22 protein-coding genes and 1 tRNA gene are annotated in these 25,050 nt (G+C 68.1%); 13 read left to right on the top strand and 10 right to left on the bottom strand.

Annotated features, from left to right (window positions below; all coding sequences use genetic code 11):
• Positions 1–80 precede the first annotated feature (80 nt).
• The gene (locus BLR51_RS03335) at positions 81–812 is read left to right on the top strand and encodes a Crp/Fnr family transcriptional regulator (protein WP_089843833.1); all 732 of its coding nucleotides are present in this window, start codon (positions 81–83) and stop codon (positions 810–812) included.
• A gap of 3 nt (positions 813–815) precedes the next feature.
• Here BLR51_RS03335 and BLR51_RS03330 read toward each other — a convergent pair whose 3' ends face one another.
• Positions 816–1,838, bottom strand: a complete 1,023-nt coding sequence (locus BLR51_RS03330; RefSeq protein ID WP_089843830.1) for a LacI family DNA-binding transcriptional regulator — start codon at positions 1,836–1,838, stop codon at positions 816–818.
• A gap of 169 nt (positions 1,839–2,007) precedes the next feature.
• On the opposite strand from BLR51_RS03330, the gene BLR51_RS03325 reads away from it, so the two are divergent.
• Positions 2,008–2,084 (top strand) — tRNA-Arg (locus tag BLR51_RS03325).
• A 77-nt stretch (positions 2,085–2,161) separates the two neighbouring features.
• On the opposite strand, the gene BLR51_RS03320 is transcribed toward BLR51_RS03325, so the two are convergent.
• Positions 2,162–3,073 carry a LysR family transcriptional regulator gene (locus tag BLR51_RS03320; protein ID WP_089843827.1) on the bottom strand — a complete coding sequence of 304 codons (912 nt, stop codon included), beginning with the start codon at positions 3,071–3,073 and terminating at the stop codon, positions 2,162–2,164.
• Positions 3,074–3,174: 101 nt separating this feature from the next.
• On the opposite strand from BLR51_RS03320, the gene wrbA reads away from it, so the two are divergent.
• A complete protein-coding gene (gene wrbA / locus BLR51_RS03315; protein WP_089843824.1) occupies positions 3,175–3,795 on the top strand; it encodes an NAD(P)H:quinone oxidoreductase in 621 nt (206 codons plus the stop codon).
• 56 nt (positions 3,796–3,851) lie between these two features.
• Here the strand turns inward: wrbA and BLR51_RS03310 are convergent, their stop codons facing one another.
• Complete coding sequence (locus BLR51_RS03310; RefSeq protein ID WP_089843820.1) at positions 3,852–4,874, bottom strand: GlxA family transcriptional regulator; 1,023 nt, start codon at positions 4,872–4,874, stop codon at positions 3,852–3,854.
• Positions 4,875–5,047: 173 nt separating this feature from the next.
• Between BLR51_RS03310 and BLR51_RS03305 the strand changes: the two genes are divergently transcribed.
• Positions 5,048–5,878, top strand: coding sequence for an alpha/beta fold hydrolase (locus BLR51_RS03305; protein ID WP_165616722.1), 831 nt, complete (start codon positions 5,048–5,050; stop codon positions 5,876–5,878).
• A 43-nt stretch (positions 5,879–5,921) separates the two neighbouring features.
• Here BLR51_RS03305 and BLR51_RS03300 read toward each other — a convergent pair whose 3' ends face one another.
• From BLR51_RS03300 to BLR51_RS03290, 3 genes are all read right to left on the bottom strand, one after another.
• Positions 5,922–8,237, bottom strand: a complete 2,316-nt coding sequence (locus BLR51_RS03300) for a Tex family protein (RefSeq protein WP_089843813.1) — start codon at positions 8,235–8,237, stop codon at positions 5,922–5,924.
• A gap of 74 nt (positions 8,238–8,311) precedes the next feature.
• Entirely contained in the window at positions 8,312–9,037 is a 726-nt protein-coding gene (locus BLR51_RS03295; RefSeq protein WP_089843811.1) for a response regulator transcription factor, read from the bottom strand.
• On the bottom strand, positions 9,034–10,236 hold the full coding sequence (locus tag BLR51_RS03290) for a sensor histidine kinase (RefSeq protein ID WP_242656627.1): 1,203 nt from the start codon (positions 10,234–10,236) through the stop codon (positions 9,034–9,036). The genes BLR51_RS03295 and BLR51_RS03290 overlap by 4 nt, the downstream gene beginning before the upstream one ends.
• A gap of 218 nt (positions 10,237–10,454) precedes the next feature.
• Here BLR51_RS03290 and BLR51_RS03285 point away from each other — a divergent pair, with 218 nt between their 5' ends.
• Genes BLR51_RS03285 through BLR51_RS03265 form a run of 5 tightly spaced genes read left to right on the top strand, consistent with a single transcriptional unit; the run spans position 10,455 to position 15,707 of the window.
• Positions 10,455–11,465 carry an ABC transporter substrate-binding protein gene (locus BLR51_RS03285; RefSeq protein WP_089843805.1) on the top strand — a complete coding sequence of 337 codons (1,011 nt, stop codon included), beginning with the start codon at positions 10,455–10,457 and terminating at the stop codon, positions 11,463–11,465.
• Positions 11,466–11,470: 5 nt separating this feature from the next.
• Entirely contained in the window at positions 11,471–12,901 is a 1,431-nt protein-coding gene (locus BLR51_RS03280) for a sugar ABC transporter ATP-binding protein (protein ID WP_089843802.1), read from the top strand.
• Position 12,902: 1 nt separating this feature from the next.
• Complete coding sequence (locus BLR51_RS03275; protein ID WP_089843799.1) at positions 12,903–13,832, top strand: ABC transporter permease; 930 nt, start codon at positions 12,903–12,905, stop codon at positions 13,830–13,832.
• Positions 13,833–13,842: 10 nt separating this feature from the next.
• Entirely contained in the window at positions 13,843–14,778 is a 936-nt protein-coding gene (locus BLR51_RS03270; RefSeq protein ID WP_089843798.1) for an ABC transporter permease, read from the top strand.
• Positions 14,775–15,707 carry an SMP-30/gluconolactonase/LRE family protein gene (locus tag BLR51_RS03265; RefSeq protein ID WP_089843795.1) on the top strand — a complete coding sequence of 311 codons (933 nt, stop codon included), beginning with the start codon at positions 14,775–14,777 and terminating at the stop codon, positions 15,705–15,707. The genes BLR51_RS03270 and BLR51_RS03265 overlap by 4 nt, the downstream gene beginning before the upstream one ends.
• Before the next feature lie 10 nt (positions 15,708–15,717).
• On the opposite strand, the gene BLR51_RS03260 is transcribed toward BLR51_RS03265, so the two are convergent.
• On the bottom strand, positions 15,718–16,170 hold the full coding sequence (locus tag BLR51_RS03260) for an Lrp/AsnC family transcriptional regulator (RefSeq protein ID WP_089843792.1): 453 nt from the start codon (positions 16,168–16,170) through the stop codon (positions 15,718–15,720).
• Positions 16,171–16,300: 130 nt separating this feature from the next.
• Here BLR51_RS03260 and BLR51_RS03255 point away from each other — a divergent pair, with 130 nt between their 5' ends.
• The 4 genes from BLR51_RS03255 (at position 16,301) to BLR51_RS03240 (ending at position 22,532) form a co-directional block, all read left to right on the top strand.
• Positions 16,301–18,670, top strand: a complete 2,370-nt coding sequence (locus BLR51_RS03255; RefSeq protein ID WP_089843787.1) for a thiamine pyrophosphate-binding protein — start codon at positions 16,301–16,303, stop codon at positions 18,668–18,670.
• Positions 18,671–18,752: 82 nt separating this feature from the next.
• Positions 18,753–20,768 carry an NADPH-dependent 2,4-dienoyl-CoA reductase gene (locus BLR51_RS03250; RefSeq protein ID WP_089843784.1) on the top strand — a complete coding sequence of 672 codons (2,016 nt, stop codon included), beginning with the start codon at positions 18,753–18,755 and terminating at the stop codon, positions 20,766–20,768.
• A 102-nt stretch (positions 20,769–20,870) separates the two neighbouring features.
• Positions 20,871–21,431 (top strand): type 1 glutamine amidotransferase domain-containing protein, encoded by a 561-nt coding sequence (locus BLR51_RS03245; protein ID WP_089843780.1) that lies wholly within the window; start codon positions 20,871–20,873, stop codon positions 21,429–21,431.
• Between the two features lie 195 nt (positions 21,432–21,626).
• On the top strand, positions 21,627–22,532 hold the full coding sequence (locus BLR51_RS03240; RefSeq protein WP_089843776.1) for a LysR family transcriptional regulator: 906 nt from the start codon (positions 21,627–21,629) through the stop codon (positions 22,530–22,532).
• Positions 22,533–22,617: 85 nt separating this feature from the next.
• Here BLR51_RS03240 and BLR51_RS03235 read toward each other — a convergent pair whose 3' ends face one another.
• From BLR51_RS03235 to BLR51_RS03225, 3 genes are read right to left on the bottom strand one after another with little or no spacing between them, the layout of a single operon-like run.
• Positions 22,618–23,574: an OmpA family protein gene (locus tag BLR51_RS03235; RefSeq protein WP_242656626.1), complete on the bottom strand. Its 957-nt coding sequence runs from the start codon at positions 23,572–23,574 to the stop codon at positions 22,618–22,620.
• Positions 23,571–24,296, bottom strand: coding sequence for a GNAT family N-acetyltransferase (locus BLR51_RS03230; protein WP_089843772.1), 726 nt, complete (start codon positions 24,294–24,296; stop codon positions 23,571–23,573). Before BLR51_RS03230 ends, BLR51_RS03235 begins: the two co-directional genes overlap by 4 nt.
• Positions 24,293–25,015: a competence/damage-inducible protein A gene (locus tag BLR51_RS03225; RefSeq protein WP_089843769.1), complete on the bottom strand. Its 723-nt coding sequence runs from the start codon at positions 25,013–25,015 to the stop codon at positions 24,293–24,295. The genes BLR51_RS03230 and BLR51_RS03225 overlap by 4 nt, the downstream gene beginning before the upstream one ends.
• Positions 25,016–25,050: the final 35 nt, after the last annotated feature.

The raw sequence follows: 25,050 nt of genomic DNA, 5'->3' as shown, positions 1-25,050 counted from the left end.
GGATCCTGAAGCTGCACCATGGAACCATTCCGGTGACCCTGCATTAAACTACGACATACACCCCACACGGTTTTTACCCCATGACATCGATTTCCTGTGAAACCTGCCCGTTGCGCCGGAAGTCTTTCTTCCGGCCTTTCGAGGAGGAGCAGATAGACTTCCTGGCGCGCTTCAAATCAGGGGAACTGACAGTAGATCCCGGCACTCATATTCTTATCGAGGGCTCGACCGCGCCGCAATTCTATACCGTGCTCGACGGCATGGGGTTACGTTACAAGACACTCGAGAACGGGCGGCGGCAGGTCATCAATTTCCTGTTCCCGGGCGATCTGGTCGGGCTGCATGCGGGGCTGCTGGGCGAGATGAAGCATTCGGTGGAAGCCACCACCGCGATGCGGCTCTGTGTCTTTAAACGGGACGACCTGTGGACGCTGTTCCGCAACCAGCCCTCTCTGGCCTATGACGTGACATGGATCACCGCCACCGAAGAGCATTTCCTGGGCGAGACCGTGGCCACGCTGGGCCAGCGCACCGGCACGCAGCGCGTCGCCTGGGCGCTGCTGAAAGTCTACCAGCGGCTGCGCGCGCTCGACATCGGCAAGGAGGGCGAGGTGCCGCTGCCCTACCGTCAGCAGGACATGGCCGATGCGCTGGGCCTGTCGCTGGTCCATACCAACAAGACGCTGGCGCGGCTGCGCGAGCGTCAGCTGGCCTCTTGGGGGGAGGGCAGGCTGCGCATCCCCGATGTGGACACGCTGGCCGAGGTGGCGCTGGCCGATGCCGCCCTGCCGGACATGCGCCCGCTGCTCTGACGGCTAGCGGCGCAGCGTGTCGCCATAGGTGATCTTGGGGGTCAACTCGACGATCCGCTCGAACTCCGCCGCCGGGTTTTCGGTGCGCGCGGCGATGATCTCGGCGGCCTTGCGCCCGATCTCCTCGCGATGGGCGTCCATCGTGGCCAGACGGCGGGGCAGCCCTTCCAGCAGTTCCACGCCGTTGAACCCGGCAAGCCCGATGGAACCGGGAATGTCGCGGCCCTGCTCCAGCAGGTACAGCAGCCCGCCCGCGCCGATCATGTCGTTGGAGTAGTAAAGGAAATCAATCTCCGGCTCGCGCTCCAGCAGCGCCTGCGTCATCTCGCGGCCCTTTTTCAGCGCGGAGCCGCCGGAATAGAATTCCTGATCCACCACCTCGACGCCGCTTTTGGCCAGCGCTTCGGTGAAGCCTTCGAACCGTTTGCGGGCGCGGTGGTCCAGCGGCATCTTGGTGCCCAGAAAGCCGATCTTCTGATAGCCCGCGCGCAGGATCGCCCGCGCCATCTCGCGCCCGGCGCGGCGGTGCGAAATGCCCACGGCGCAGTCCACCGGCGTGCCGTCGATGTCCATGATCTCCACCACCGGAATGCCGGAGGCTTTCATCATGGCCTTGGCCGCTTCGGTATGTTCCAGCCCCGCGATGATCACGCCAGAGGGCCGCCATGACAGCATCTCGTAAAGGACGCGCTCTTCTTTTTCGGGCAGGTAGTCGGTCACACCCACCACCGGCTGCAGGTCGGTCTGTTCCAGCACCGCCGAAATCCCGGCCATCACCTCGGGGAAGACCATGTTGCGCATGGAGGGGATGATGACCGCCACCAGATTGACGCGCTGGCTGGCCAGCGCCCCGGCGATCTTGTTGGGCACATAGCCCAGCGTCTTGGCCGCCTCCAGCACGCGGGCACGGGTCGATTCCGACACGTCGCCCCGGTTGCGCAGCACCCGGCTGACCGTCATTTCCGACACGCCAGAAGCTTCCGACACGTCTCTGAGCGTCAGCGGGCGCGGATCATCGTCTGCCACGGCGGGGCCTCCTTGATGCGGAAATTACCGGGGATGTTATCCGTTTCCCCCGCGCGCACAAGGTCTTGCCGCAGCCCGCGGCGATTTCCCCGCGCCCCCCCGCCGGGCAGGGCCGCAGCGTCGCTTCCGGGATGACAAGCCCGCCGCATCGCGCTATGGAACGGCGCGTGGTCCCGTGGCTCAACTGGATAGAGCAGCCCCCTCCTAAGGGGCAGGTTGCAGGTTCAAGTCCTGCCGGGATCACCAGTCTTTCCTGGCTGCTGCGTCCGGGTCAGGGGTCTGCTCTTTGGTTCAGTGAACCTCGACCGCTGCCGTCGCGCCCGTCAGGCCGGGCCGGACAGGGTCTGAAACTCCAGCACCAGATGGTCGATGAAGGCCCGCAGCGCCGGGGCGCGGGCGGTTTCGCGCGAGTAGACGGCGTAGATCGTGCCGACATGGGTGGTGAGATCCGGCAGGATCCGCTCCAGTTCCCCCGCCGCGATCTCGCGCGCGCAGAAATGTTCGGGCAGCTGCGCCACGCCCAGCCCCCGGACCGCCGCGCGGCGCAGCGTTTCCATATTGCTGGTGACCAGCCGGGGCGCCACGCGCACCGTCGAGACGGCGCCGGTCTGGTCCACCATGCGCCAGTCGCCTTCCTCTCCGGGCAGGACCAGCGCCGGAAGCTCCGCGATGTCGCGCAGGTCGCGCAGACCCGGGGCCGCGCGCAGCAGCGCGGGGGCGGCGACAAGGATGCCGCGCGACAGCCCAAGCCGCCGCGTCACGAAAGAGGCGCCCGCCTCCATCTGGGTGCGGGCGCGAAGGGCGATGTCCACATTGTCGGTGATCAGGTCGACCGGGCGGCCCTGCACCAGCAGCTCCACCTCTACCTTGGGATAGGTCGGCAGGAAGGTCAGGATGACCTCGTCCACAAGGTTTTCCAGCAGGCCCTGCGGACAGCTGACCCGCAGCCGCCCCGATGGCCCCTCGATCACGGCGGCGGCGGCAAGCCGGGCGGCCTGAAACGCCTCGACCATGTCGCGGCTATGGGCGCTGACGATGCGCCCGATCTCGGTGGGGCGCAGGCTGCGGGTGGTCCGTTCGATCAGCCGCACGCCCAGATCGGTTTCCAGCCGGGCGATGCTTTTGCTCAGGGTGCTTTTCGGCAGGCCCAGTTCGCGCGCGGCGGCGGCGAAGGAGCCTTTGTCCATCACCTTCTGGAAATGGGCGAGATCATCGAGGCTGGGCAGTTTTGGCATCGCGATTGTCCACCTGGGGGAACAGTGAAACGGGAAATGACCGGCTACTGACAGATCCCGCGCGGGGCTAGGGTCCGGCCATCAAGCAAGGGAAACAACCGATGACCAGCTCTGTCCAGACCCGTCTGACCGTCCTTTACTACAGCAGCACCGGCGGCACTCATGCCATGGCCGAGGCGGTTGCTGCGGGGGCTGCCAGCACCGGCGCCGAGGTGCGGCTGCGCCGCGCCGCCGAACTGGCCCCCGAGGCCGCGATCGACAGCATGCCCGCATGGCGCGCCCATCTGGAGGCGACCCGCGACGTGCCCGAAATCACCCATGCCGACATGGAATGGGCCGATGGCTTTGTCATCGGCACGCCCACCCGCTTTGGTCTGCCCGCCGCGCAGATCAAGCAGTTCATCGACAGCTGCGGCGGGCTGTGGATGGCGGGCCATCTGACCGACAAGGTGGCCAGCGCCTTCGGCGGCGCGGGCAATGCCCATGGCGGGCAGGAAGCCACCCTGCTGGCGCTGCAGACCGTGTTCTATCACTGGGGCGCGATCCTTGTGCCGCCGGGCTATACCGATCCTTCGATCGATGCCGCCGGGGGCAACCCCTATGGCACCAGCTTCACCGATCCGCGCGGCGCGGCGCTGCCCGAACCGGTGCTGCAGGCGGCGCGGCATCAGGGCGCGCGCACCGCCCGCTGGGCCGCGCTGGCCCGCCAGATGCGCGCCTGACCAAGCCCGCCGGGGGCAGGATCAGGCGCCGCTGACCCGCCCCCGGCAGCGCCGTCTCAGCCCTTGGCGGGAGGGGGCGCGCGCTCTTCGGGGGCGATGCCGAACTGCTGGCGGTAGGCGGCGGGAGGCAGGCCCGCCAGCTTCTGGAACAGCTTGCGAAAGGTGGCCGCGTCGGAATAGCCCACATCCCATGCGATGCGGTCCACCGGCAGCAGCGTCCGCTCCAGCGCCTCCCGTGCCTTGGCGATGCGCACCTGCTGCAGATATTCCACCGGGGTCATGCCGGTCGCGGCGCGGAACCGGCGCAGGAAGGTGCGGCTGGTCATGCCCGCGCGCCCGGCCAGATCGGCCACCCCCTCCAGCGTGGCGGCTTCGGCGTGGATCTGATGCTGCACCTGCCGGATCGGGTCGTCGCCATGGTCGAAGCGCGGGATGAACTGGGCAAAGGGCCGCTGGCTGTGGCGGGGCGGCTCGATCAGCAGGAACCGCGCGGTGGCCAGCATCGTGGCCGGCCCCAGAAGCCGCCCCACCAGCGTCAGCCCCAGATCGGCCCAGGCGAGGATCCCGCCCGCCGTCAGGATGTCACCCTCGTCCACCACCATCATGCTGTCGGCAAGCTGCACCTTGGGGAAGCGTTCGGCAAGCTGGCGGGCAAAGGCCCAGTGCGTGGTGGCGCGCCGCCCGTCGATCAGCCCGGTTTCTGCCAGCACGAACGCGCCCGCGCAGACCGAGCACAGCGTCGCACCTTCGGCATGGCGCGCGGACAGCCAGCGTGCGGCAATGGGCTGCGGCGCCATGCGGTCGGGCTGGATCAGGCTGGGCGGCGTGATGGCATGGCTCAGCCGGTGCGGGGCGCCGGGATGGCTGTCCCAGATGCAGGTGACGCTGTCACCCGTCGCCTGCCAGTGGGTGACGCGGATGTGCCGGGCGGGCGCGCCCGACCATTCGCCCGCGATGCGGAACAGGTCGGTCAGCCCGTAGATCGCCGCAAGCTGGCAGTCCGGGTAGATCAGCAGACCGATTTCGGCGGCAGGTCCGGGGTCCGAGGGTTTTGTCCGTTTTGCCACGGTATTTGTCATTTCCGCCACGTCCTTTGCTGCCCCGTCTTGGGTAGGGTGATCCAGTCGAACCGGAAAGGACCGACGCTGATCAAGGCCTGACCCGCCGCACACTGAGATCCCCCGGGGCCGCCACGGCTGCCCTTCTGCTGATGACCCGCACCACCTTTGCACAGACCACAGGAGATTTCCCCATGGCAACGTTTGAAACCCGCGACGGCACCACGCTGTTTTACAAGGACTGGGGCCCGCGCGACGCGCAGGCGCTGGTGTTCCACCACGGCTGGCCGCTGTCGGCAGATGACTGGGACGCGCAGATGCTGTATTTTCTGGACCGCGGCTACCGCGTCATCGCCCATGACCGCCGCGGCCATGGCCGGTCCGACCAGACCGACACCGGCAATGACATGGACACCTACGCGCAGGATGTCATCGATCTGGCCCGCGCGCTGGATCTGCGGGATGCGATCCATATCGGCCATTCCACCGGCGGGGGCGAGGTGGCGCGCTATGCCGCCCGTGCCGAACCGGGCCGCATCGCCAAGGCCGTGCTGATCGGCGCCGTGCCCCCGGTGATGGCCCGCACCGACAGCAACCCCGACGGCATCCCGCTGGAGGTGTTCGACGGCTTCCGCGCGGCACTGGCGGCCAACCGGGCGCAGTTCTTCCTCGATATCCCGTCGGGGCCGTTCTACGGCTTCAACCGCGAGGGGGCCACGGTGCATCAGGGCCTGATCCAGAACTGGTGGCGGCAGGGCTTGGCAGGGGGCGCCAAGGCGCATTACGACTGCATCAAGGCCTTTTCAGAGACCGATTTCACCGAGGATCTGAAGGCGCTGACCATCCCGGTGCTGGTGATCCATGGCGAAGACGACCAGATCGTGCCGATCGCCAATTCCGCGCACAAGGCCATCACGCTGCTGCGGAACGGCACGCTCAAGGTCTATCCCGGCCTGTCGCATGGTCTGTTCGCCACGCATCCCGAGGTGATCAACCCCGATCTGCTGGCCTTCGTGCAGGCCTGACGGCGGGGGCAGGGGGCAAGGCAGCCTGCCCCCCGTGCCGCGCTCAGGGCTTGCGCTTCATCGCATCCAGAAGCGCTGCCCCCAGCGCGCCCTGACCGGCGCCCGCGCCTTTGGGGGCGGCCTGCATCGGGCCGCGCGGGGTCTTGCCCAGCGGGCGGGGGCTGTCCTTGCCGCGCGGCGCGGGCTTTTCGCCGCCGCCATCCTTGCGCATGGTCAGGCCGATGCGCTTGCGCGGCACGTCCACCTCGGTCACCCGGACCTTGACCACATCGCCCGCCTTCACCACCTCGTGCGGGTCTTTCACGAACCGGTCGGCCAGCTGGCTGACATGCACCAGCCCGTCCTGATGCACGCCGATATCCACAAAGGCGCCAAAGGCCGCGACATTGGTCACCGTGCCTTCCAGCAGCATGCCGGGGCGCAGGTCGGTGATGCTGTCCACGCCCTCGGCAAAGCTTGCGGTGACAAAATCCGGGCGCGGATCGCGGCCCGGCTTTTCCAGTTCCGACAGGATGTCGCGCACCGTGGGCAGGCCGAAACGGTCATCGACAAATTCTTCGGCGCGCAGGCCCTTCAGCGCCTGCCCGTCGCCCATGATCTGCCGGATGTCGCGGCCACAGGCCTTCACGATGCGTCGCGCCACGCCATAGGCCTCGGGATGGACCGAGGAGGCATCGAGCGGCTCTTCGCCGTCGCGGATGCGCAGGAAACCCGCGCATTGCTCGAACGCCTTGGGGCCCAGCCCGGTGACCTTCAGCAGCGCCTTGCGCGCGCGGAAGGCGCCGTTCTGGTCGCGATGGCTGACGATGGCCTGCGCCAGCGACGGGCCCAGCCCCGCCACATGGGCCAGCAGCGGGGCCGAGGCGGTGTTGAGGTCGACGCCGACGCCGTTCACCGCATCCTCCACCACCGCTTCCAGCGCCTGCGCCAGACGGCGCTGGTCGACATCGTGCTGATACTGGCCAACTCCGATGCTCTGCGGGGTGATCTTCACCAGTTCCGCCAGCGGATCCTGCAACCGGCGCGCGATGGACACGGCCCCGCGCAGGCTGACATCCAGATCGGGAAATTCCTTCGCCGCCAGTTCCGAGGCGGAATAGACCGACGCCCCCGCTTCGGAGACGATGACCTTCACCGGCTTTTTCACCCCCGCAGGCAGCAGACCCAGCACATCGGTCACCAGCCGTTCGCTTTCGCGGCTGGCGGTGCCGTTGCCGATGGCGATCAGTTCGATCCCGTGGCGCCGGATCAGATCCAGCAGCGTGGCCGTGGCGCCGCGAATGTCGTTTTTCGGCTGGAAGGGATAGATGGTGGCGGTCTCCAGCACTTTGCCGGTGGCATCCACCACCGCGACCTTGCAGCCGGTGCGGATGCCTGGATCAAGCCCCAGCGTCGCCTTGGCGCCCGCTGGCGCGGCCAGCAGCAGGTCGCGCAGGTTGCGGGCAAAGACCGCGATCGCCTCGTCATGGGCGCGGCGGCGCAGGTCGGTCATCAGATCCACATACATGGTCAGGCTCAGCTTGACCCGCCAGCACCAGTCCGCCACGCCGCGCAGCCAGCGGTCGCCGGGGCCGTCGCCGCGGATGCCGATGGCGGCGGCCACCAGATCCTCGCCGCGCCGGGTGGCGGTGTCGGGATCGGGCGCGATTTCCACCGTCACGATCTCTTCCTTCGAGGCGCGCAGGATCGCCAGCGCCCGGTGCGACGGGATCGCGGACCATTTTTCGCGATGGTCGAAGTAATCCGAGAATTTGGCGCCCTCGGCTTCCTTGCCGGTCACCACGCGGGCAGAGATCACCGCCTCGGCGCGCATGAACTCGCGCAGGTTGCCCAGAAGGGCGGCGTTTTCGCTCAGTTCCTCGCCAAGGATGTCGCGCGCGCCCTCCAGCGCCTCTTTCACGCCGGGGACGTTTTCGCCCAGATAGCCCTGCGCCAGCGCCGCCGGATCGGTGCCGCGGCTGGACAGGATGGCGCGCAGCAGCGGCTCCAGCCCGTTTTCGCGGGCGATCATGGCGCGGGTGCGGCGCTTGGGCTTGTAGGGCAGGTAGATGTCTTCGAGCGTGGCCTTGGTTTCCGCCCCCTCGATGGCGCGGTCCAGTGCGTCGGTCAGCTTGCCCTGTTCGCGGATCGACTCGCGGATCGCCTTGCGCCGGGTTTCCAGTTCGCGCAGGTAGCCAAGCCGCTCCGACAGGGTGCGCAGCTGGGTGTCATCCAGCCCGCCGGTCACTTCCTTGCGGTAGCGCGCCACGAAGGGCACCGTGGCGCCGCCATCCAGAAGCTGCACCGCGGCGGCCACCTGCTGCGGGCTGGCCTGAATTTCGGTGGCGATGGTGCGGGCGATGCGGGTCTGGCTGTCCACGGCGGCGCTCTCCTCTTGGGTCCGGATCGCTGTCTTACCGATCTGCAGCCCGCCCGCCAAGGGGGCGCGCGGGATCAGGCGGCGCCCCGCGCGCGCCGCACCAGCCAGCGGTCATATTCGCGCTGCGCGCCTTCCAGCGTTTCCACGTTCAGCGTGCGGGTGCTGAAGGCGCGGGACAGCGCCCGCACCCGTTTGTTGAGCGCGGGGCCCTCGTCCTCGCCCTCGACCCCCAGCTTGTCGTAAAGCGACAGCAGCCGGTTCTGCACGGTGCGCAGCGACATGCCGCGCCGTTCCGCGATCAGCTTGTCCTGCAGCCCCAGCGCCAGATCCAGCAGCACCGCATACTCGCTGTCATCCAGCGCCTGCCGGGGCGAGCCGGTGCGGCGCTGCAGGCGGTGAATCTCGCGGTCGACCATGATCTGGCCCTCGACCAGCACGGCGCGCAGCGCCAGCTTCAGCCGTTCGCGGGTGGCGGTTTTCAGCACATAGCCATAGGCGCTGTCCTCGGGGACGATACGCGAGATGCCGCGCAGATAGGCCTCGTCGGAATAGTTGGACCAGAACAGGATGCGGGTGCGCGGACGTTCGGCCCAGATGGCGCGCGCCGCCTCGATGCCGTTGCGGCGGTCCATCTGCAGATCCATCACCACGGCTTCGATGCGGGTGGCGCGCGCCTCGGCCTCGCCTGCGGCGCCATCTGTGGCGTGCAGGGTCTCGGTGACCTCGGGCAGGGCCTCGGCCAGCACATCCTGCAGGAAGGTGGCGTGGAACGGATCATCCTCGACCAGCAGAACCCTCATGCCGTGCCCTCCGCGCCCGCAGGCAGGGTGACGGTGACGCAGGTACCGCCATCCGCCACGATTTCCAGATCCGCGCCCACCAGATGCGCGCGGGTGCGCAGATGCGCCAGCCCCGAATGTCGCCCGCCGCCATCGGCGCCAATGCCGCAGCCGTCGTCGCGGATGATGACGCGCAGCCGGGCGGCGGGATCGCGGGTGATGCTGACCACGATATGCGTGGCGCGGGCATGGCGGGCGGCGTTGTTGATCGCCTCCTGCGCGATGCGGTACAGCGCCGTGCGCGCCGTGGGGTTCAGCCGGTCGGGCGCGCCTTCGGTGGCATCCTCCACGTCGATGGTCACCGGGTCGCTGCCGACCGCGCGTTCCAGATGCACCCGCACCGCATGGGCAAAGCCGAACAGATCCAGCAGCGTCGGCACCGCCATGTCGATCAGCCGCCGCAGGTCGTCGATGGTGTCGGTGACGCGCTCGGCCAGCAGGTCGCGGTCCAGTGGCGCCTCGCTGGTCAGGTCGCGCAGGATGCGGGTCAGATCGGCCAGCGTCTGGTCATGCAGATCCATCCCGATGCGCTGGCGTTCCTGTTCCAGCGCCTGCGTCAGTTCCAGCGCGCCGCGCCGCAGCCCGTCGGCCTGTTCCTGTGCCCGCGCCCGCGCCCGCGCCGCCTGCTGCGCCTTTTCCGCCGCGTGCAGGGCGTGGAAATGCGGCGACAGCACCTGCGACAGTTCCCGCACAGCCTCCACCTGCGCCATGCCGTAAAGACCTTCGATGTTGTGCGACACGTTGAGCGTGCCGATCACCCGGCCCATCACCACCATGGGCACGTTGATGCGCGACCGCAGGCGATGGTTCAGGATCGGTTCGCAGCAGGCGCCGGGATAGGTGTAGCGCGGATCGGTCATCGCATTGGCGGTCAGCATCAGGTCGGTGCGTCCGGTCAGCAGTTCGCGCACCGGGGAATACTGCACCCGCGTGCGCTTGCGCGACCAGCGCGTTTCTATGCCCACCTCGTAGCTGACCACCCAGCCGGGGCTGTCATGCAGGCAGATGTCGGCATGGGTATAGGACACGATCTCCGCGATCTGCGGCGCCACCGCCGACAGGGCAGAGCGAATCTCCACCACGCCCGCCAGCTGTGCGCCAAGCCCCAGGATCACGTCCCCGCGCGCGGGCGGGTCGGCTGCCATCTGTGCTGCTGTCATCTCTCCTCCGGACGCGGGTTTTGCGCGTCTCCGCAAGAATGCCCTGTGTCCGTCGCAAAGAAAACACCGATTCCCGCAGCCAAGATGCGGGTTCCCGCATCCGATCTGCGGGATGCTCACTTTACAGGCGGCAGCGGGCAGGGTCACCATGATGCCAGTGCCCGTGGAGGACGGGCGATCGGACGCACCGCCGTGATGCGGGCGCAAAGGGAGGCGACATGACCATTTCCAGACTGCTGCTTGGGGCGGCGACGCTTGCTGTGACCGCAGGTGCCGCCATGGCGGAAACCAGCGACAAGCGCATCGCGCTCAGCAACAACTACGCGGGCAATTCGTGGCGGCAGGCGATGCTGCAGACCTTCGAAGAAGTCGGCGGGCAGGCCGTGTCCGACGGTGTGGTGGCGGCGGCGGATGCCTATACCACCTCGGAAAATCAGGCCACCGAACAGGCCGCGCAGATCCAGAACATGATCCTGCAGGGCTATGACGCGATCATTCTCAACGCCGCGTCGCCCACCGCGCTGAACGGCGCCGTGGAAGAGGCCTGCAATGCGGGCGTCACCGTGGTCAGCTTCGACGGCATCGTGACTGCCCCCTGCGCATGGCGCATCGCGGTGGATTTCAAGGCGATGGGCCGCGAACAGGTCGACTATCTGGCGGATCGTCTGCCTGAGGGCGGCAACCTCTTGGAAATCCGCGGTCTGGCGGGCGTGTTCGTGGATGACGAAATCCACGCAGGCATCGAAGACGGCGTGGCCGCGCATGACAAATTCACCATCGCCGGCTCGGTGAACGGCGACTGGGCGCAGGAAGTCGCGCAGAAGGCCGTGGCAGGCATCCTGCCCTCGCTGCCCGAGATCGTGGGCGTGGTGACGCAGGGCGGTGACGGCTATGGCGCCGCCGAGGCGTTCAAGGCCGCAGGCCGCGACATGCCGCTGATCGTGCTGGGCAACCGGCAGGACGAAATGGCGTGGTGGGCCGAACAGCGCGACGCGAACGGCTACGAGACCATGTCGCTGTCCATCGCGCCCGGCGTCGCCTCGCTGGCGTTCTGGGTCGCGCAGCAGATCCTCGACGGGCAGGAAGTGCCGAAGGATCTGGTGGTGCCCTTCCTGAAGGTCACGCAGGACACGCTGGACGAGGCGCTGGAAAGCACCCCCGAAGGCTCGGTCGCCAACACCGTCTACACGCTGGATGACGCGAAGGCCGTCATCGCAGAGGCGAAATAACCCTCATGCACAGCGCAGCCGCAGCGGCTGCGCCGATCGTCGCCCTGACTGACGCCGCCAAGCATTTTGGCGCGGTCAGGGCGCTCGACGGCGTGAGCCTGTCCATCTCTCCCGGGGAATGTCTGGGGCTTGTCGGCCATAACGGCGCGGGCAAGTCCACTCTGGTCAATGTGGTGAATGGCGGGCTTTCGCCGTCGGCGGGCACCGTCGCCTTTCCGGCCTCCGGCGCGGGCAGCGCGCTGGGCGCGGGCGTGCGGTCGGTGTTTCAGGAACTGTCGCTCTGCCCCAACCTGACGGTGGCGGAGAACCTGCGCATTTCCCATGCCGCGCTGAAGGGGCTGCGCTGGCGCGGTCAGGCGCGGGAGGAAATCGCGCAGGCGCTGGATCAGGTGTTTCCGGGCCATGGCATCGCGGCAGATGCGCCGGTGGACAGCCTGAGCATCGCGCAGCGCCAGATGGTCGAGATCGCCATCGGCTTTGCCCCGCGCGGCACCGAGGCGCGGCTGGTGATCCTTGACGAGCCGACATCCTCGCTCGATGCGGGGATCGCGGAGCAGCTTCTGAGCCATATCAAACGGTTCTGCGCCGCCGGGGGCGCGGTCATCTTCATCTCGCACATGCTGGGCGAGATCTTTGCCGTGGCCACGCGGATTATTGTGATGAAGGACGGGCGCGTGGTCGCCGACGAGCCTGCGGGCCGCTTCACCCGGCAGGGGCTGGTGGATGCCATGGGCCATGTCGCCCCCGATGCCGCCGCTGTCGAGGCGGCGCGCAGCTTTGGCGAGACCGTGGTGACCACCCCCGAAGGGCTGACCGCGCGGCGGGGCGAAATCGTGGGCCTGTCGGGGCTTGCGGGCCATGGTCAGGCCGAGGCGCTGGCCCGGCTCTATCTGGGCGCCACCTCGTCCTGGCGCGCGCCCAAGGCTGCGCCCATGGTGTTTGTCGCGGGTGACCGGGGCCGCGACGGCGTGCTGCCGCTGTGGTCGATCCTGCGCAACGCCACCGTGTCGATCCTGCCGCGCATCGCGCGGCGCGGGCTGGTCGACCGCGCCGAAGAATCCCGTATCGCCGCCGACTGGAAAGCCCGCATCGGCATCCGCACCGAAGACGTGACCAATCCCATCCTGTCGCTGTCGGGCGGCAACCAGCAGAAGGTGCTGTTCGCCCGCGCGCTGGCCTCTGACGCGCCGGTGGTGGTGATGGACGATCCCATGCGCGGCGTCGACGTGGGCACGAAACAGGATGTCTATGCCATGATCCGCGCCGAGGCCGCGCGTGGCCGCACCTTCCTGTGGTATTCCACCGAAACCGAGGAGGTCTGCCAGTGCGACCGCGTCTTCGTCTTCCGCGACGGGCAGATCTCTGCCGAACTGAGCGGGGCCGACATCACCGAGGAACGCATCCTGAGCGCCTCTTTCGAAATGGCGGAGGCCTGACATGACCCTGTTCGCCCGTTACCGGATCCTGCTGCCGGTGCTGTCGCTTGCCATCCTGCTGGCCGCCACCTTCTACATGCAGCCGCGCGCCATGAGCTATTTCGGCGTCAACCTGCTGTTCAACCTCGCGGTGCCCATCGCGCTCGCCACCATCGCGCAGATGTGCATCATCATGGTGAATGACATCGACCTGTCGCTGGGCGCCTTCGTGTCGCTGGTGGCCTGTGTCGTCGCGACCTTTCTCAACGACACGCCGCTGCTGGGGCTGGTGATCCTGCTGGCGCTGGTGCTGGCCTATGCCGCGCTGGGGGCGGTGATCCATGCGCTGGATCTGCCCGCCATCGTGGTGACGCTGGGCATGTCCTTCGTCTGGGGCGGGCTTGCGCTGTTCATCCTGCCCTCGCCCGGGGGCAGCAGCCCCGACTGGCTGCGCACGCTGATGACGGTCAAGCCGCCCTTCGTGCCCATGGCCGTGGTCGCCTCGGTGCTGATCGCGGGGATCACGCATCTGCTGTTCATCCGCTCCGGGCTTGGCACCGTGCTGCGCGGGGTGGGGGGCAATGCCCGGTCGGTGGCGCGGGCCGGCTGGCCGGTGATCCGGCTCAAGGCGCTGGCCTATGGCTGCGCGGGGCTTTTCGGAGTGCTGGCGGGCATGGCGCTGGTGGGGCTTACCACCTCTGCCGATGCCAATATCGCGCTGCGCTACACGCTGCTGTCCATCGCGGGGGTGATCCTTGGCGGCGGCGAATTCACCGGCGGCAAGGTCAGCCCGGTGGGGGCGGTGATCGGCGCGCTGACGCTGACGCTGGCGGCTTCGTTCCTCAGCTTCCTGCGGCTGTCGCCCGACTGGCAGATCGGCGCGCAGGGCGCGATCCTCATTCTGGTTCTCACGGCGCGGCTGCTGTTCACCCGCCGCGACGCGCAGGCCTAAGGGGGCTCTGATGAAACTTCTGCACAAACCATGGCTCTGGTCCTGGGTTGCCGCCGCCGCCGCCTTTGCGCTGACCGTCACCCTGACCGGGGGCAGCGGCGCCAGCGAACTGGCCTATGCCGCGCTCAGCTTCGGAGCCTTCGCCGCCATCGTGGGGCTGGGCCAGATGCTGGTCATCACGCTGGGGCCGGGCAATGTGGACCTGTCCATTCCGGCCACCATGACGCTGGCGGGCACGCTTGCGCTCAAGACCATGGGCAGCGATCCGGGCACCGCGTGGCTGGGGCTGGGCGTCGCCATCCTCGTGGGGCTTGGCACCGGCCTTGCCAATTTCACGCTGATCTACCTGCTGCGCCTGCCGCCGATCATCGCGACGCTCGCCGCCTCGCTGGTCTATCAGTCCATCGCCATCTGGTCGAACCGCGGCCTGCGCATCAAGCCGCCCGAGGGGCTGGCCGATTTCGCCACGGGCCGCTTTTTCGGTATCTCCAACGTGGCGCTGGTGGGGCTGGCGCTGTCCGTGGTGATCTGGGTGCTGCTGGAACGGTCGGTCTGGGGGCGCTGGCTGCTTGCCTCCGGGCAGAACCTGCGCGCCGCGCGTCTGGCAGGCATCCCGGTCGAGGCGGTGCGCGCCGCCACCTATCTGGCCGTCACCGTCTTTGCCGCCATCGCGGGCTATCTGCTGGCAAGCTTTTCGGGCGGTGCCGCGCTGAACATGGGCACCGAATATCTGCTCATGTCCATTGCGGTGGTGGTCATCGGCGGCACCTCCATCGCGGGGGGCTCCTCCAACGTGCCCGGCGTCTGGGGCGCCTCGCTGTTCATGTTTCTCGTGGTCTCGATGCTCAACTCCTACGGCGCGGGCGCCGGGGTGCGGCTGATCCTGACCGGCACCATCATCATCGGCATTGTCATTGCCGCCAGCACAAGAAGGGCCACGCGATGATCCGCCTGCCTGACCATCTGCAGATCGACGATCCCCGCTTCCGCGATCTGGTGCATCCCACCTCGCAACTGGAGCGGCTCTGCACCGGCTTCACATGGACCGAAGGTCCGGTCTGGTTCGGCGATCACGCCTGCCTGATCTTTTCCGAAATCCCGTCCCAGACGCTGTACCGGGTGTGCGAGTCGGGCGGGCTGTCGGTGTTCCGCCAGCCTTCGGGGTTCAACAACGGCAACACCCGGGACCGGCAGGGCCGTCTGGTCGGCTGCCGCCATGGCTTCCGCGACGTGGTGCGCACAGAACATGACGGCGCGCTGACGGTTCTGGCCTCCGCCCATGACGGCAAGAGCCTCAATTCGCCGAATGACGTGGTGGTCAGTTCCGACGGGGCGGTGTGGTTCACCGATCCCACCTACGGCATCATGTCGAATTTCGAGGGCAACCGCGCCGAGCCCGAACAGGGCGCGCGCCATGTGTTCCGCATCCCGCCCGAAGGCGGGGCGCCGGTGCCGGTGATTTCGGACTTCGCGCAGCCGAACGGGCTCTGCTTCTCGCCCGACGAAAGCCTGCTTTATGTCGCCGAAAGCGGGTCGAGCCATGACGAAACCGTGCCGTCGGTCATCCGCAGATACGCGGTGGACGGGGCTACGCTGACCCCCTTGGGGGATTTCGCCACGCTGGACTGCGGGCTGCCGGACGGGATGCGCTGCGACGTGCTGGGCAACCTGTGGTCCTCTGCCGGGGACGGGGTGCACTGCTTTGCCCCGGATGGCACGCGGCTTGGCAAGATCCTGATCCCCGAAACCGTGTCCAACCTCTGTTTCGGCGGCGCGGACGGGCAGCGGCTGTTCATCACTGCCACCACCTCGGTCTATCGCGTCTTTGTCGATGTGAAGGGCGCGGAGCCCTGGACGCGGAGCGCCCGCGCCTGAGGCCGGGCATCTAAGGCATGCGCGAGATGCCCGACTTGACCCGGCGCAGGGGGATCGAGCTTTCGATCTTGGCCACGCCGGGCACCCGGGTCAGCTTGTGGGTCAGGAAGGTCTCGAACTCCGCCAGACCTTCGGTGACCACCCGCATCAGGTAATCGCGGTTGCCCGTCATCAGCCAGCAGTCCACCACCTCGGGAAAGGTGGCGATGGCGGTTTCGAACTGCGCCAGCGCCTGATCCACCTGCCGGTCAAGCTGCACCGACACGAAGACCGACACCTGAAACCCCAGCGCCGCCTCGTCCAGCAGGGCGGTGTAGCCGGTGACGATGCCGCGCTGTTCCAGCCCGCGCAGCCGCCGCGCCACGGGGGTGGGGCTCAGCCCGACGCTGTCGCTGATCTGCTGCAGGCTGGCCCGCCCGTCCTGCCGCAGCAGGCGCAGGATTCGCACATCCACCTCGTCCATCGTAGCGGAATCCCCTCTGTTTGCGCGCCACACGCGCGTTTCCGCCAGCAGTGAACCCGTGTGGCGCGGAAATCGCAAGGATCCGCTCGGGCGGGGCGTGGTATCCTGCCGCGACATACGGAGGAGTTTCATGCCGCACAGCCCACTGAAAACCATCGAACAGCGCCTGCTCTGGCTGTCGCACTGGATGATCCACAACGCCAATCACATCCGCCCAAAGGTGGACGCGATCAAGCTGGGCGGGCATCAGGCCAGCTCCGCCTCCATGGTGTCGATCCTGACCGCGCTTTATTTCGGCGCGCTGCGTCCGCAGGACCGGGTGGCGGTCAAGCCCCATGCCGGGCCGGTGTTTCATGCCATGCAGTATCTGATGGGCAACCTGCCGCGCGAGAAGATGGAGAATTTCCGCGGCTTCGGCGGGGTGCAGTCCTATCCGTCGCGCACAAAGGATGTGGATGACGTGGATTTCTCCACGGGCTCGGTGGGGCTGGGCGTGGCGGTCACCTCCTTTGCGTCGCTCATTCAGGATTACATCGCCGCCAAGCCCTGGGGAGAGGGGCAGCGCATGGGCCGGATGATCGCGCTGATGGGTGATGCCGAACTGGACGAGGGCAATATCCACGAATGCCTGCAGGAAGGCTGGAAACACGACCTGCGCAACGTCTGGTGGGTGATCGACTACAACCGCCAGTCGCTGGATGGCGTGGTTCGCGAAGGGCTCTGGTCGCGGATCGAACAGATCTTCACCGCCTTTGGCTGGGATGTGGTGCGGGTGAAATATGGCGCGCTGCAGCGCGCGGCCTTTGCCGAACCGGGGGGCGAGGCGCTGCGCGACTGGATCGATGCCTGCCCGAACGAGGTCTATTCCGCGCTGACCTATCAGGGCGGCGCCGTCTGGCGCGCCCGCCTGATGGAGGCCTTGGGCGATCAGGGCGATGTCACGGCGCTGATCGACCGGCGGTCGGACCGCGAGCTGGCGGACCTTATGGAAAACCTTGGCGGCAACTGCGTGCAGACCATGGCCGACACCTTTGCCAGCATCGACCATGACCGCCCGACCTGTTTTCTGGCCTATACGGTCAAGGGCTGGGGCACGCCGATTGCCGGGCACAAGGACAACCATGGCGGGCTGATGACCAAGGCGCAGATGGCCGACTGGCAGCGGCACATGGGCGTGCCCGAAGGGCAGGAATGGGAGCCTTTTGCGGCTGTGGACGATCCCGAGGCGCTGCGGAATTTCCTGCGCGAGGTGCCGTTTTTCGCCGAAGGGCCGCGCCGGAAAACCGATGCGCGCCTGCCGGTGCCGCAGCTTCAGATCGCCACCGACCGCAGCCTGTCGACGCAGGCGGCCTTTGGCAAGATCCTCGACGATCTGGCGCGCGGCGACAGCGCGCTGGCCGAACGTATCGTCACCACCTCGCCGGACGTGACCGGCACCACGGGGCTGGGGGCATGGGTGAACCGGCGCAAGCTTTTTGCCCGCCATGCCCGCGCCGATGAATTCCGCGCGCAGAACATCCCGTCGACCGCGAAATGGGATTTTGCCCCCGAGGGCCAGCATATCGAACTGGGCATCGCCGAGATGAACCTGTTCCTGCTGCTGGCCGCCGCCGGGCTGTCGCATACGCTGTTCGGCAGGCGGCTGATCCCGGTGGGCACGGTCTATGATCCTTTCGTGGTGCGCGGGCTCGATGCGCTGAACTACGCCTGTTATCAGGATGCGCGGTTCCTGATCGCGGGCACGCCCTCCGGCGTGACGCTGGCGCCCGAAGGCGGCGCGCATCAGTCGGTCAGCACGCCGCTGATCGGCATGGCGCAGGACGGGCTTGCCGCCTTCGAGCCCGCCTTTGTCGACGAACTGGCGGTCATCATGGAATGGGCCTTTGACTACCTGCAGCGCGATGGCGAAGGGGATCCCGACGAACGCACGTGGCTGCGCGATGAAACCGGCGGCTCGGTCTATCTGCGGCTCAGCACCAATCCGCTGGAGCAGCCCGGCCAGCGCCATGACGACGCCTTCCGTCAGGGCGCCATCGACGGCGCCTACTGGCTGCGCCCGCCGGGCCCGAACTGCGAGGTGGTCATCGCCTATCAGGGCGCCGTCGCCCCCGAGGCGATCCGCGCGGCGGGCCATCTGGCCGAGGGGCGGCGCGATGTGGGGGTGCTGGCCGTCACCTCTGCCGACCGGCTGAACGCGGGCTGGACGGCGGCGCAGCGGGCGCGGGCGCGCGGCCAGCGCGACGCGCTGTCACACGTGGAACGTCTGCTGGGCGGGCTGCCCCGGCACTGCCATCTGGTCACGGTGATCGACGGGCATCCGGCCACGCTGTCATGGCTGGGGTCGGTCGCGGGGCACCGCACCATCCCGCTTGGCGTCGAACATTTTGGCCAGACCGGCACGATCGGCGATCTTTACCACCATTTCGGCATCGATGCCGCCACCATCGTCGATCGGGTGGCGGGGCTGACCGAGGGGCGGGAGATCTCTGCGCTGCACTAGCGCGCGGCGCGCGCCGTGACGTCACGTCCCAGCGTGACAGCGCGGCGCGCGCAATGGCAGGCTCCGCCCAAGGAGCCCCGCCATGACCCGTTATCCGCACCTCTTTGCCCCGCTTGATCTGGGCCATGTGACCTTGCCCAACCGGGTGCTGATGGGGTCGATGCACACCAATCTGGAAGAGCGCGGCGACTGGACCCGCGTGGCGGAATTCTACGCCGCCCGGGCGCGGGGCGGTGCGGGGCTGATCGTGACCGGGGGCATGGCGCCCAATGCCGAAGGCGCGGTGTTTCCCGGTGCCGCGGGGCTGTTCACGCCGCAGGACATCGCCAGACACCGGCTTGTGACAGAGCGGGTGCAGGACTGCGGCGGGCGCATCGCGCTGCAGATCCTGCATGCCGGGCGCTATGCCTATGGTCCCGGCTGCGTGGCGCCCTCGGCCATCAAATCCCCCATCTCTCCGCATGTCCCCGCCGCGCTCGACGAGGCTGGCATCGAAAAACAGATCCGCGACATGGCCACCACCGCCGCCCGCGCCCGCGAGGCCGGGTATGACGGGGTGGAGGTGATGGGATCCGAAGGCTATCTGCTGAACCAGTTCCTGAGCCTGCGCACCAACCGCCGGACCGATGACTGGGGCGGTAGCGCCGAGAACCGCAGACGCTTTCCGCTGGAGGTGCTGCGCCGGGTGCGCGCGGCAGTGGGGCGGGATTTCATCGTGATCTTCCGGCTGTCGATGATCGATCTGGTCCCCGGCGGCGCCCCCTTCGCCGAGGTGCTGCAGCTGGCGCAGGAGGTGGAACGGGCAGGCGCCAGCCTTATCAACACCGGCATCGGCTGGCATGAATCGCGCGTGCCCACCATCGCCACCTCGGTGCCGCGTGGCGGTTTTGCATGGGTCACGCAGAAGCTGATGGGGCAGGTGGGCCTGCCGCTTGTCACCTCCAACCGGATCAACACGCCGGATCTGGCGGAACGCCTGCTGGCGGAGGGCTGCGCCGACATGGTCAGCCTCGCGCGGCCGTTTCTGGCCGATCCCGAATTTGTGGCCAAGGCGCGGGCGGGGCGGCCCGATCTGATCGCGCCCTGCATCGCCTGCAATCAGGCCTGTCTGGACCATACTTTCGCGGGCAAGGTGTCCAGCTGTCTGGTCAATCCGCGCGCCGGGTTCGAGACGGAGCTGCCGCTGGGGCCCGCCGCCCTGCCAAAGCGGCTGGCGGTGGTGGGGGCGGGGCCTGCGGGCCTGTCCTGCGCCATCACCGCCGCGCAGCGCGGGCATCATGTCACGCTGTTCGACCGCAATGACCGGATCGGCGGGCAGCTGAACATGGCGCGCGTCATCCCCGGCAAGGAAGAGTTACACGGCCTTGTCGACTGGTTCGCCACCATGCTGCGCGAAACCGGCGTTGTGCTGCGGCTTGGGGCCAGCGCGGGCGTGGACGATCTGCGCGGCTATGACGCCGTGGTGGTGGCGACGGGCGTGCGCCCGCGCGACCCGCAGATCCCCGGGCAGGACGGGCCCAACGTGCTGGGCTATGCCGAGGTGCTGCGCGGTGCCCCGGTGGGGCCGCGCGTTGTGGTGCTGGGCGCGGGCGGCATCGGTTTCGATGTGGCGGAATTCCTTGTGCATCAGGGCGCCAGCGCCACGCTGGATCCCGTGCTCTGGCGCAGCACATGGGGGGTGACCGATCCCGCGCTTGCCCCCGCCGGGCTTGCCCCCGAAGGGCCGCAGCCCGCAGCCCCGGCGCGGCAGGTGATGCTGGTGCAGCGCCGGGCGGAACGGCCCGGGCGACGGCTGGGCAAAACCACCGGCTGGATCCACCGCGCCAGCCTTGCGGCCAAGGGCGTGCAGATGCGCGGCGGCATCAGCTACCGCCATATCGACGCGGCGGGCCTGCATGTGGAGGTGAACGGCACGCCGGATCTGATCCCCTGCGACACGGTGGTGATCTGCGCCGGGCAGGAGCCCGAGCGTGGTCTGGCCGAGGCGCTGGCCCGGGCGGGCATCGCCGCGCCGGTGATTGGCGGCGCCGATGTGGCGGCGGAACTGGATGCCAAGCGCGCCATCGATCAGGGGGTGCGGCTGGCGCTGGCGCTCTGACCGCTCAAGAACCCGTGTGCGGGCAGGGCGGAACCACAGGCGGTCCGGGCCCGTTCCTTTCCCGAGACGCAAAAGAGCGTTACAGGAAAAGGAGACACAGACATGACTGCCATTACCGCAGCAAACGTCCTCGTCATCGCCACCAACGGCTTCGAACAGTCGGAACTTGAATTTCCCCGCGACCAGCTGCGCGCCAAGGGCGCCAAGGTGCATGTCGCCACGCTGGACGGGCAAAGCATCAAGGGCTGGGAAGGCACCGACTGGGGCCGCGAGGCCGAAGCCGACCTGAAGATCGCCGATGCCAAGGCCAGCGATTATGACGCGCTGGTCATCCCCGGCGGCCAGATCAACCCCGATCTGCTGCGCGTCGAAGAGAGCGTGCTGTCGCTGGTCAAGGACTTCCACAACAGCGGCAAGGTGATCGCGGCGGTGTGCCACGGCCCGTGGGTGCTGGTTGAGGCAGGCGTGGCCAAGGGCCGCGACATGACCTCGTTCCATTCCATCAAGACCGACGTGATCAATGCCGGGGCCAACTGGCAGGATGCGGAAGTGGTGACCGACAAGGGCATCATCACCAGCCGCAAGCCTGACGACCTGAAGGCCTTCGTGTCGAAGATCGTCGAAGAGATCGAGGAAGGCGAACACAGCCGCAAGGCCGCCTGACCTCGTTGCCCCGACCGTGAACCGGGGCAGAGGGCCGCGCCGCGTATCCTCGGTGCGGTCCTTCCCGTGCGCCGGGCGGGGTTTCCCCGTCGCGCACAGTTTGACCCGAATTCCAGATATTGTCCCTCAGAGGTCCAAGTTACGCCCCATTCTGTGGGGATAGCTGGGCAGGACCAGAAGAACGAGGGATTGCCAATGGATCGCCTGACCGAAATGGAGGCCTTTGCCACTGTCGTGGACCAAGGAGGGTTCACGGATGCGGCCAAGAAGATGGGCATTTCCAAATCGGCCGTGTCCAAGCATGTCTCCTCGCTGGAGGCCCGGCTGGGGGCGCGTCTGCTGAACCGCACCACCCGCCGCGTCTCGCCCACAGAGATCGGCCTTGCCTATTACGACCGCGCCCGCCGCGTGCTGAACGATGCCGGAGAGGCGGATGCTCTGGTAACCTCGATGCAGTCCGCGCCGTCCGGCCTGCTGCGGATCAGCGTCGCCACGGATTTTGGCGTCAATCATCTGAGCCCGATGCTGGGCGAGTTTCTGGCCGAATTTCCGGACATCACCGTGAACATGGTGCTGAACAACCGCTATGTGGAGCTAATTTCCGAAGGCTTCGACATGGCCGTGCGCATCGGCGAACTGGAAGACAGCACGCTGCGCGCCCGCAAGCTGACCGACACCACCAAGCGCATGATCGCCTCCCCGGCCTATTTCGCCCGCTTTGGACGGCCCGCGCGCATCGACGATCTCAACGATCACAAGCTGCTGCACTACTCCAACCAGTCTTCGGGCAATGTGTGGAAGGTGACGGCGCCCTCGGGCGAGAAACGCCAGATCCGCACGGCGGGCTGGCTGTCGGTCAATGACGGGCAGTCGCTGCTCAACGCCTGCATCGCGGGGCTGGGGATCGCCTATCTGCCCTCCTACCTCTATTCCGACGCGATGAAACAGGGTCTGGTGGAGGATGCCATTCCCGACCTGCCGGTGGAAACCCAAGGCATTTATGCCGTTTATCCGCCGGGCCGCTTCACGCAGCCGAAGGTCCGCGCCTTCATCGATTTTCTTGTGGATGCCTTTGTCGACAAGGGCCCGCAGGACTGGTGACGAATTTCCCTGCGCCCTGCTCTGGGCCACCTGCGCCCCGGTCCGTCCGGGGCGCTTTTTCTTGTGCGCCTCCGGAAAGCGGCGATCAGCCTTCGGCCTCCAGCAGCACCGCCTCGATGCGGCGGTTCGCCTCGCGCCCGTCCTGCGTCAGGTTGCTGGCCACGGGGGCCAGATAGCCCGCGCCATCCGCCGCCATGCGCGTAGCCGGGATGCCGTGCCGGTCGCGCAGATAGGCCAGCGCCGCCGAGGCGCGGCGCTGTGACAGGGCGCGGTTCGCCTCCAGCGAGCCGGTGGCATCGGTATGGCCCACGAACAGCAGCCGCCGGGCCGGATTGTCCTTCAGGTAGCGGGCCAGCGCTTCCAGCGAGGCGACCTCGGTTTCGCCCAGATCGGCCTCGCCGCTGGCAAAGCTCAGATCGCGCAGCACCACATAACCGCGCTGTTCCAGCCGCGCCGCGATCTGCTCCGGCGTGGCCGGGGTGGCGGCGGGGGCATCCGCAGGGCCGGGGGACACGACCGGTCCGGGATCCTCTGGCGCGGGTTCGGGGCCGTTCGCCCGCACCAGCTGCACAAAACTTGCCGCGGCGCTGCGGCTGACCAGCAGCGTCAGGAAATCGCCCTCCGGCCCCTCGGCGGACAGGAAGCGGTAGGCGGTCAGATCCACATACATGTCCGGCGCGGTCATCACCTCGATCCCGAAGCGAAAATCGAAGCCGCCGCAGGTGCCGGTCACGCAGTCCAGAAGCACGCTGTAGCCCGCCTGTTCCAGCTGCGTGCGCAGCGGCGCCAGCACCTGCAGCGTCGTGAGATCAGAGGAATCGATGCGATAGGCCTGCCGCAGCACCCGCCCTTCGGCAAGCTGCACCGGCACGCCGCTGCCCTCGCGCCACGGGCCGGTGGGCACGGCATAGCTGCCCGCCTCGGTCAGCCGCTCCGCCGTCAGCCGCGCCCCCGAGGGCAGGGCCAGTTCCAGCGCCGCAAGCGGGCCCGCCGCCAGTGTCAGGACCGCTGTCAGGGCGGCAGAAAGACCGCGCGCCCTCACGCTGCGACCTTGATGCGGTAATGATACTGACCCACCAGATCCATCCCCAGCGCCGCATAAAGCCCGTTGGCCGCGTGGTTGTCGCGCAGGCAGGCCAGCGCCATCCACTCCGCCCCCTGCGACTCCGCCCAGATCCCGGCGCAGCGCATCATCCATTTGCCCAAGCCCATGCCGCGATGCGCCCGCAGCACCTCCAGCGCGTGCACCATGGCGATGCGGTCATGGACGGCGCAATATCCCGCCCCGGCGGGCCGGTCGGACATGCGGCCAAAAATGCCGGTCTTCGGTCCCGCCGCCCGGTCCATCACCGCCACCCGCGCCGGGCCGATGCCGCCCGCCGCCCAGATCTCGCGCATCACCGCCAAGGGCTCCCAGACCGCAAAGGCGGTGACGCGGGGCAGGGGGCGGTCGGTCAGCCGCGCGATCGGGCAGAGCCACAGGTTGACGGGGTCGATCAGCGCATAACCTTCGGCTTCCAGCGCCGCGTCCAGCGCCACCTCGCCCTGCCGGATCATGAACAGCGGCACCTGCCCCAGCAGATGCTGCGCCTTTTCCGCCGCGTGCAGGTCATCGGGGCCCCAGTCGCCCTCTGCCGTGGTGCAAGCCACCCGCTTGCCGCCGCCCGCCCCCTCGCGCAGACGCCACGGCCCGGCCTCCACCATCGCGGCGGCGGGCCATGTGGCATCCAGCGCGGCGTAAAGCCGCGGCAGATCGGGCGTCATGCGGGAAAGATCCCGGCCAGCCGGGTCATCGCCGCGTCGACCCGCGCGCCGTCCTGCCCGCGCACCACCACATTGGCGCCATAGGCCCCGTCCTTCTGGAACGGGTAAGAGCCGAAGGACAGATCCGGAAACTCCGCCGCCAGATCCGCCAGCGGCCCGGCGATCTCGCCCTCGCCGCGCGCGATTCGCAGGCTCTGCGACAGCAGCGGCGCGCCCCCGGTCAGCGTGGGCAGCACGCTCGCCACCATCGCCTGAAAGATCGTGGGCACACCCGCCATCACATGCACGTTCTCCAGCGTGAAGCCCGGCGCGATGGAGACAGGATTGTCGATAAGCGAGGCGCCCTCGGGGATCCGGGCCATGCGCTGGCGGGCGGCATTGAACTCCTGTCCCTGCCGCTCGTAATGCGCGGCCAGCAGCGCGCGCGCGTCATCGCGGATGCCGATGGACACGCCAAAGGCCGCCGCCACCGCATCGGCGGTGATGTCGTCATGGGTGGGCCCGATCCCGCCCGAGGTGAACACGTGGTCAAACGCCCCCCGCAGCGCGTTCAGCGCCGCAACGATGGCCGCGTGCTGGTCGGCCACCACCCGCACCTCGGCCAGCACGATGCCCTGCTTGGTCAGCTCCTGCGCCAGATGGTGCATGTTGGAATCGCGCGTTCGGCCCGACAGGATCTCGTCTCCGATCACCAGCATGGCGGCGGTGGGGTTGGACATGGCGCGATCTCCTTGCAGGGGGCTTTCCCGATGGT

The sequence above is a fragment of the Salipiger marinus genome (genome assembly GCF_900100085.1).
In the GTDB taxonomy this organism is placed as follows: domain Bacteria; phylum Pseudomonadota; class Alphaproteobacteria; order Rhodobacterales; family Rhodobacteraceae; genus Salipiger; species Salipiger marinus.
This window is presented reverse-complemented; position numbering and strand designations above follow the sequence as displayed.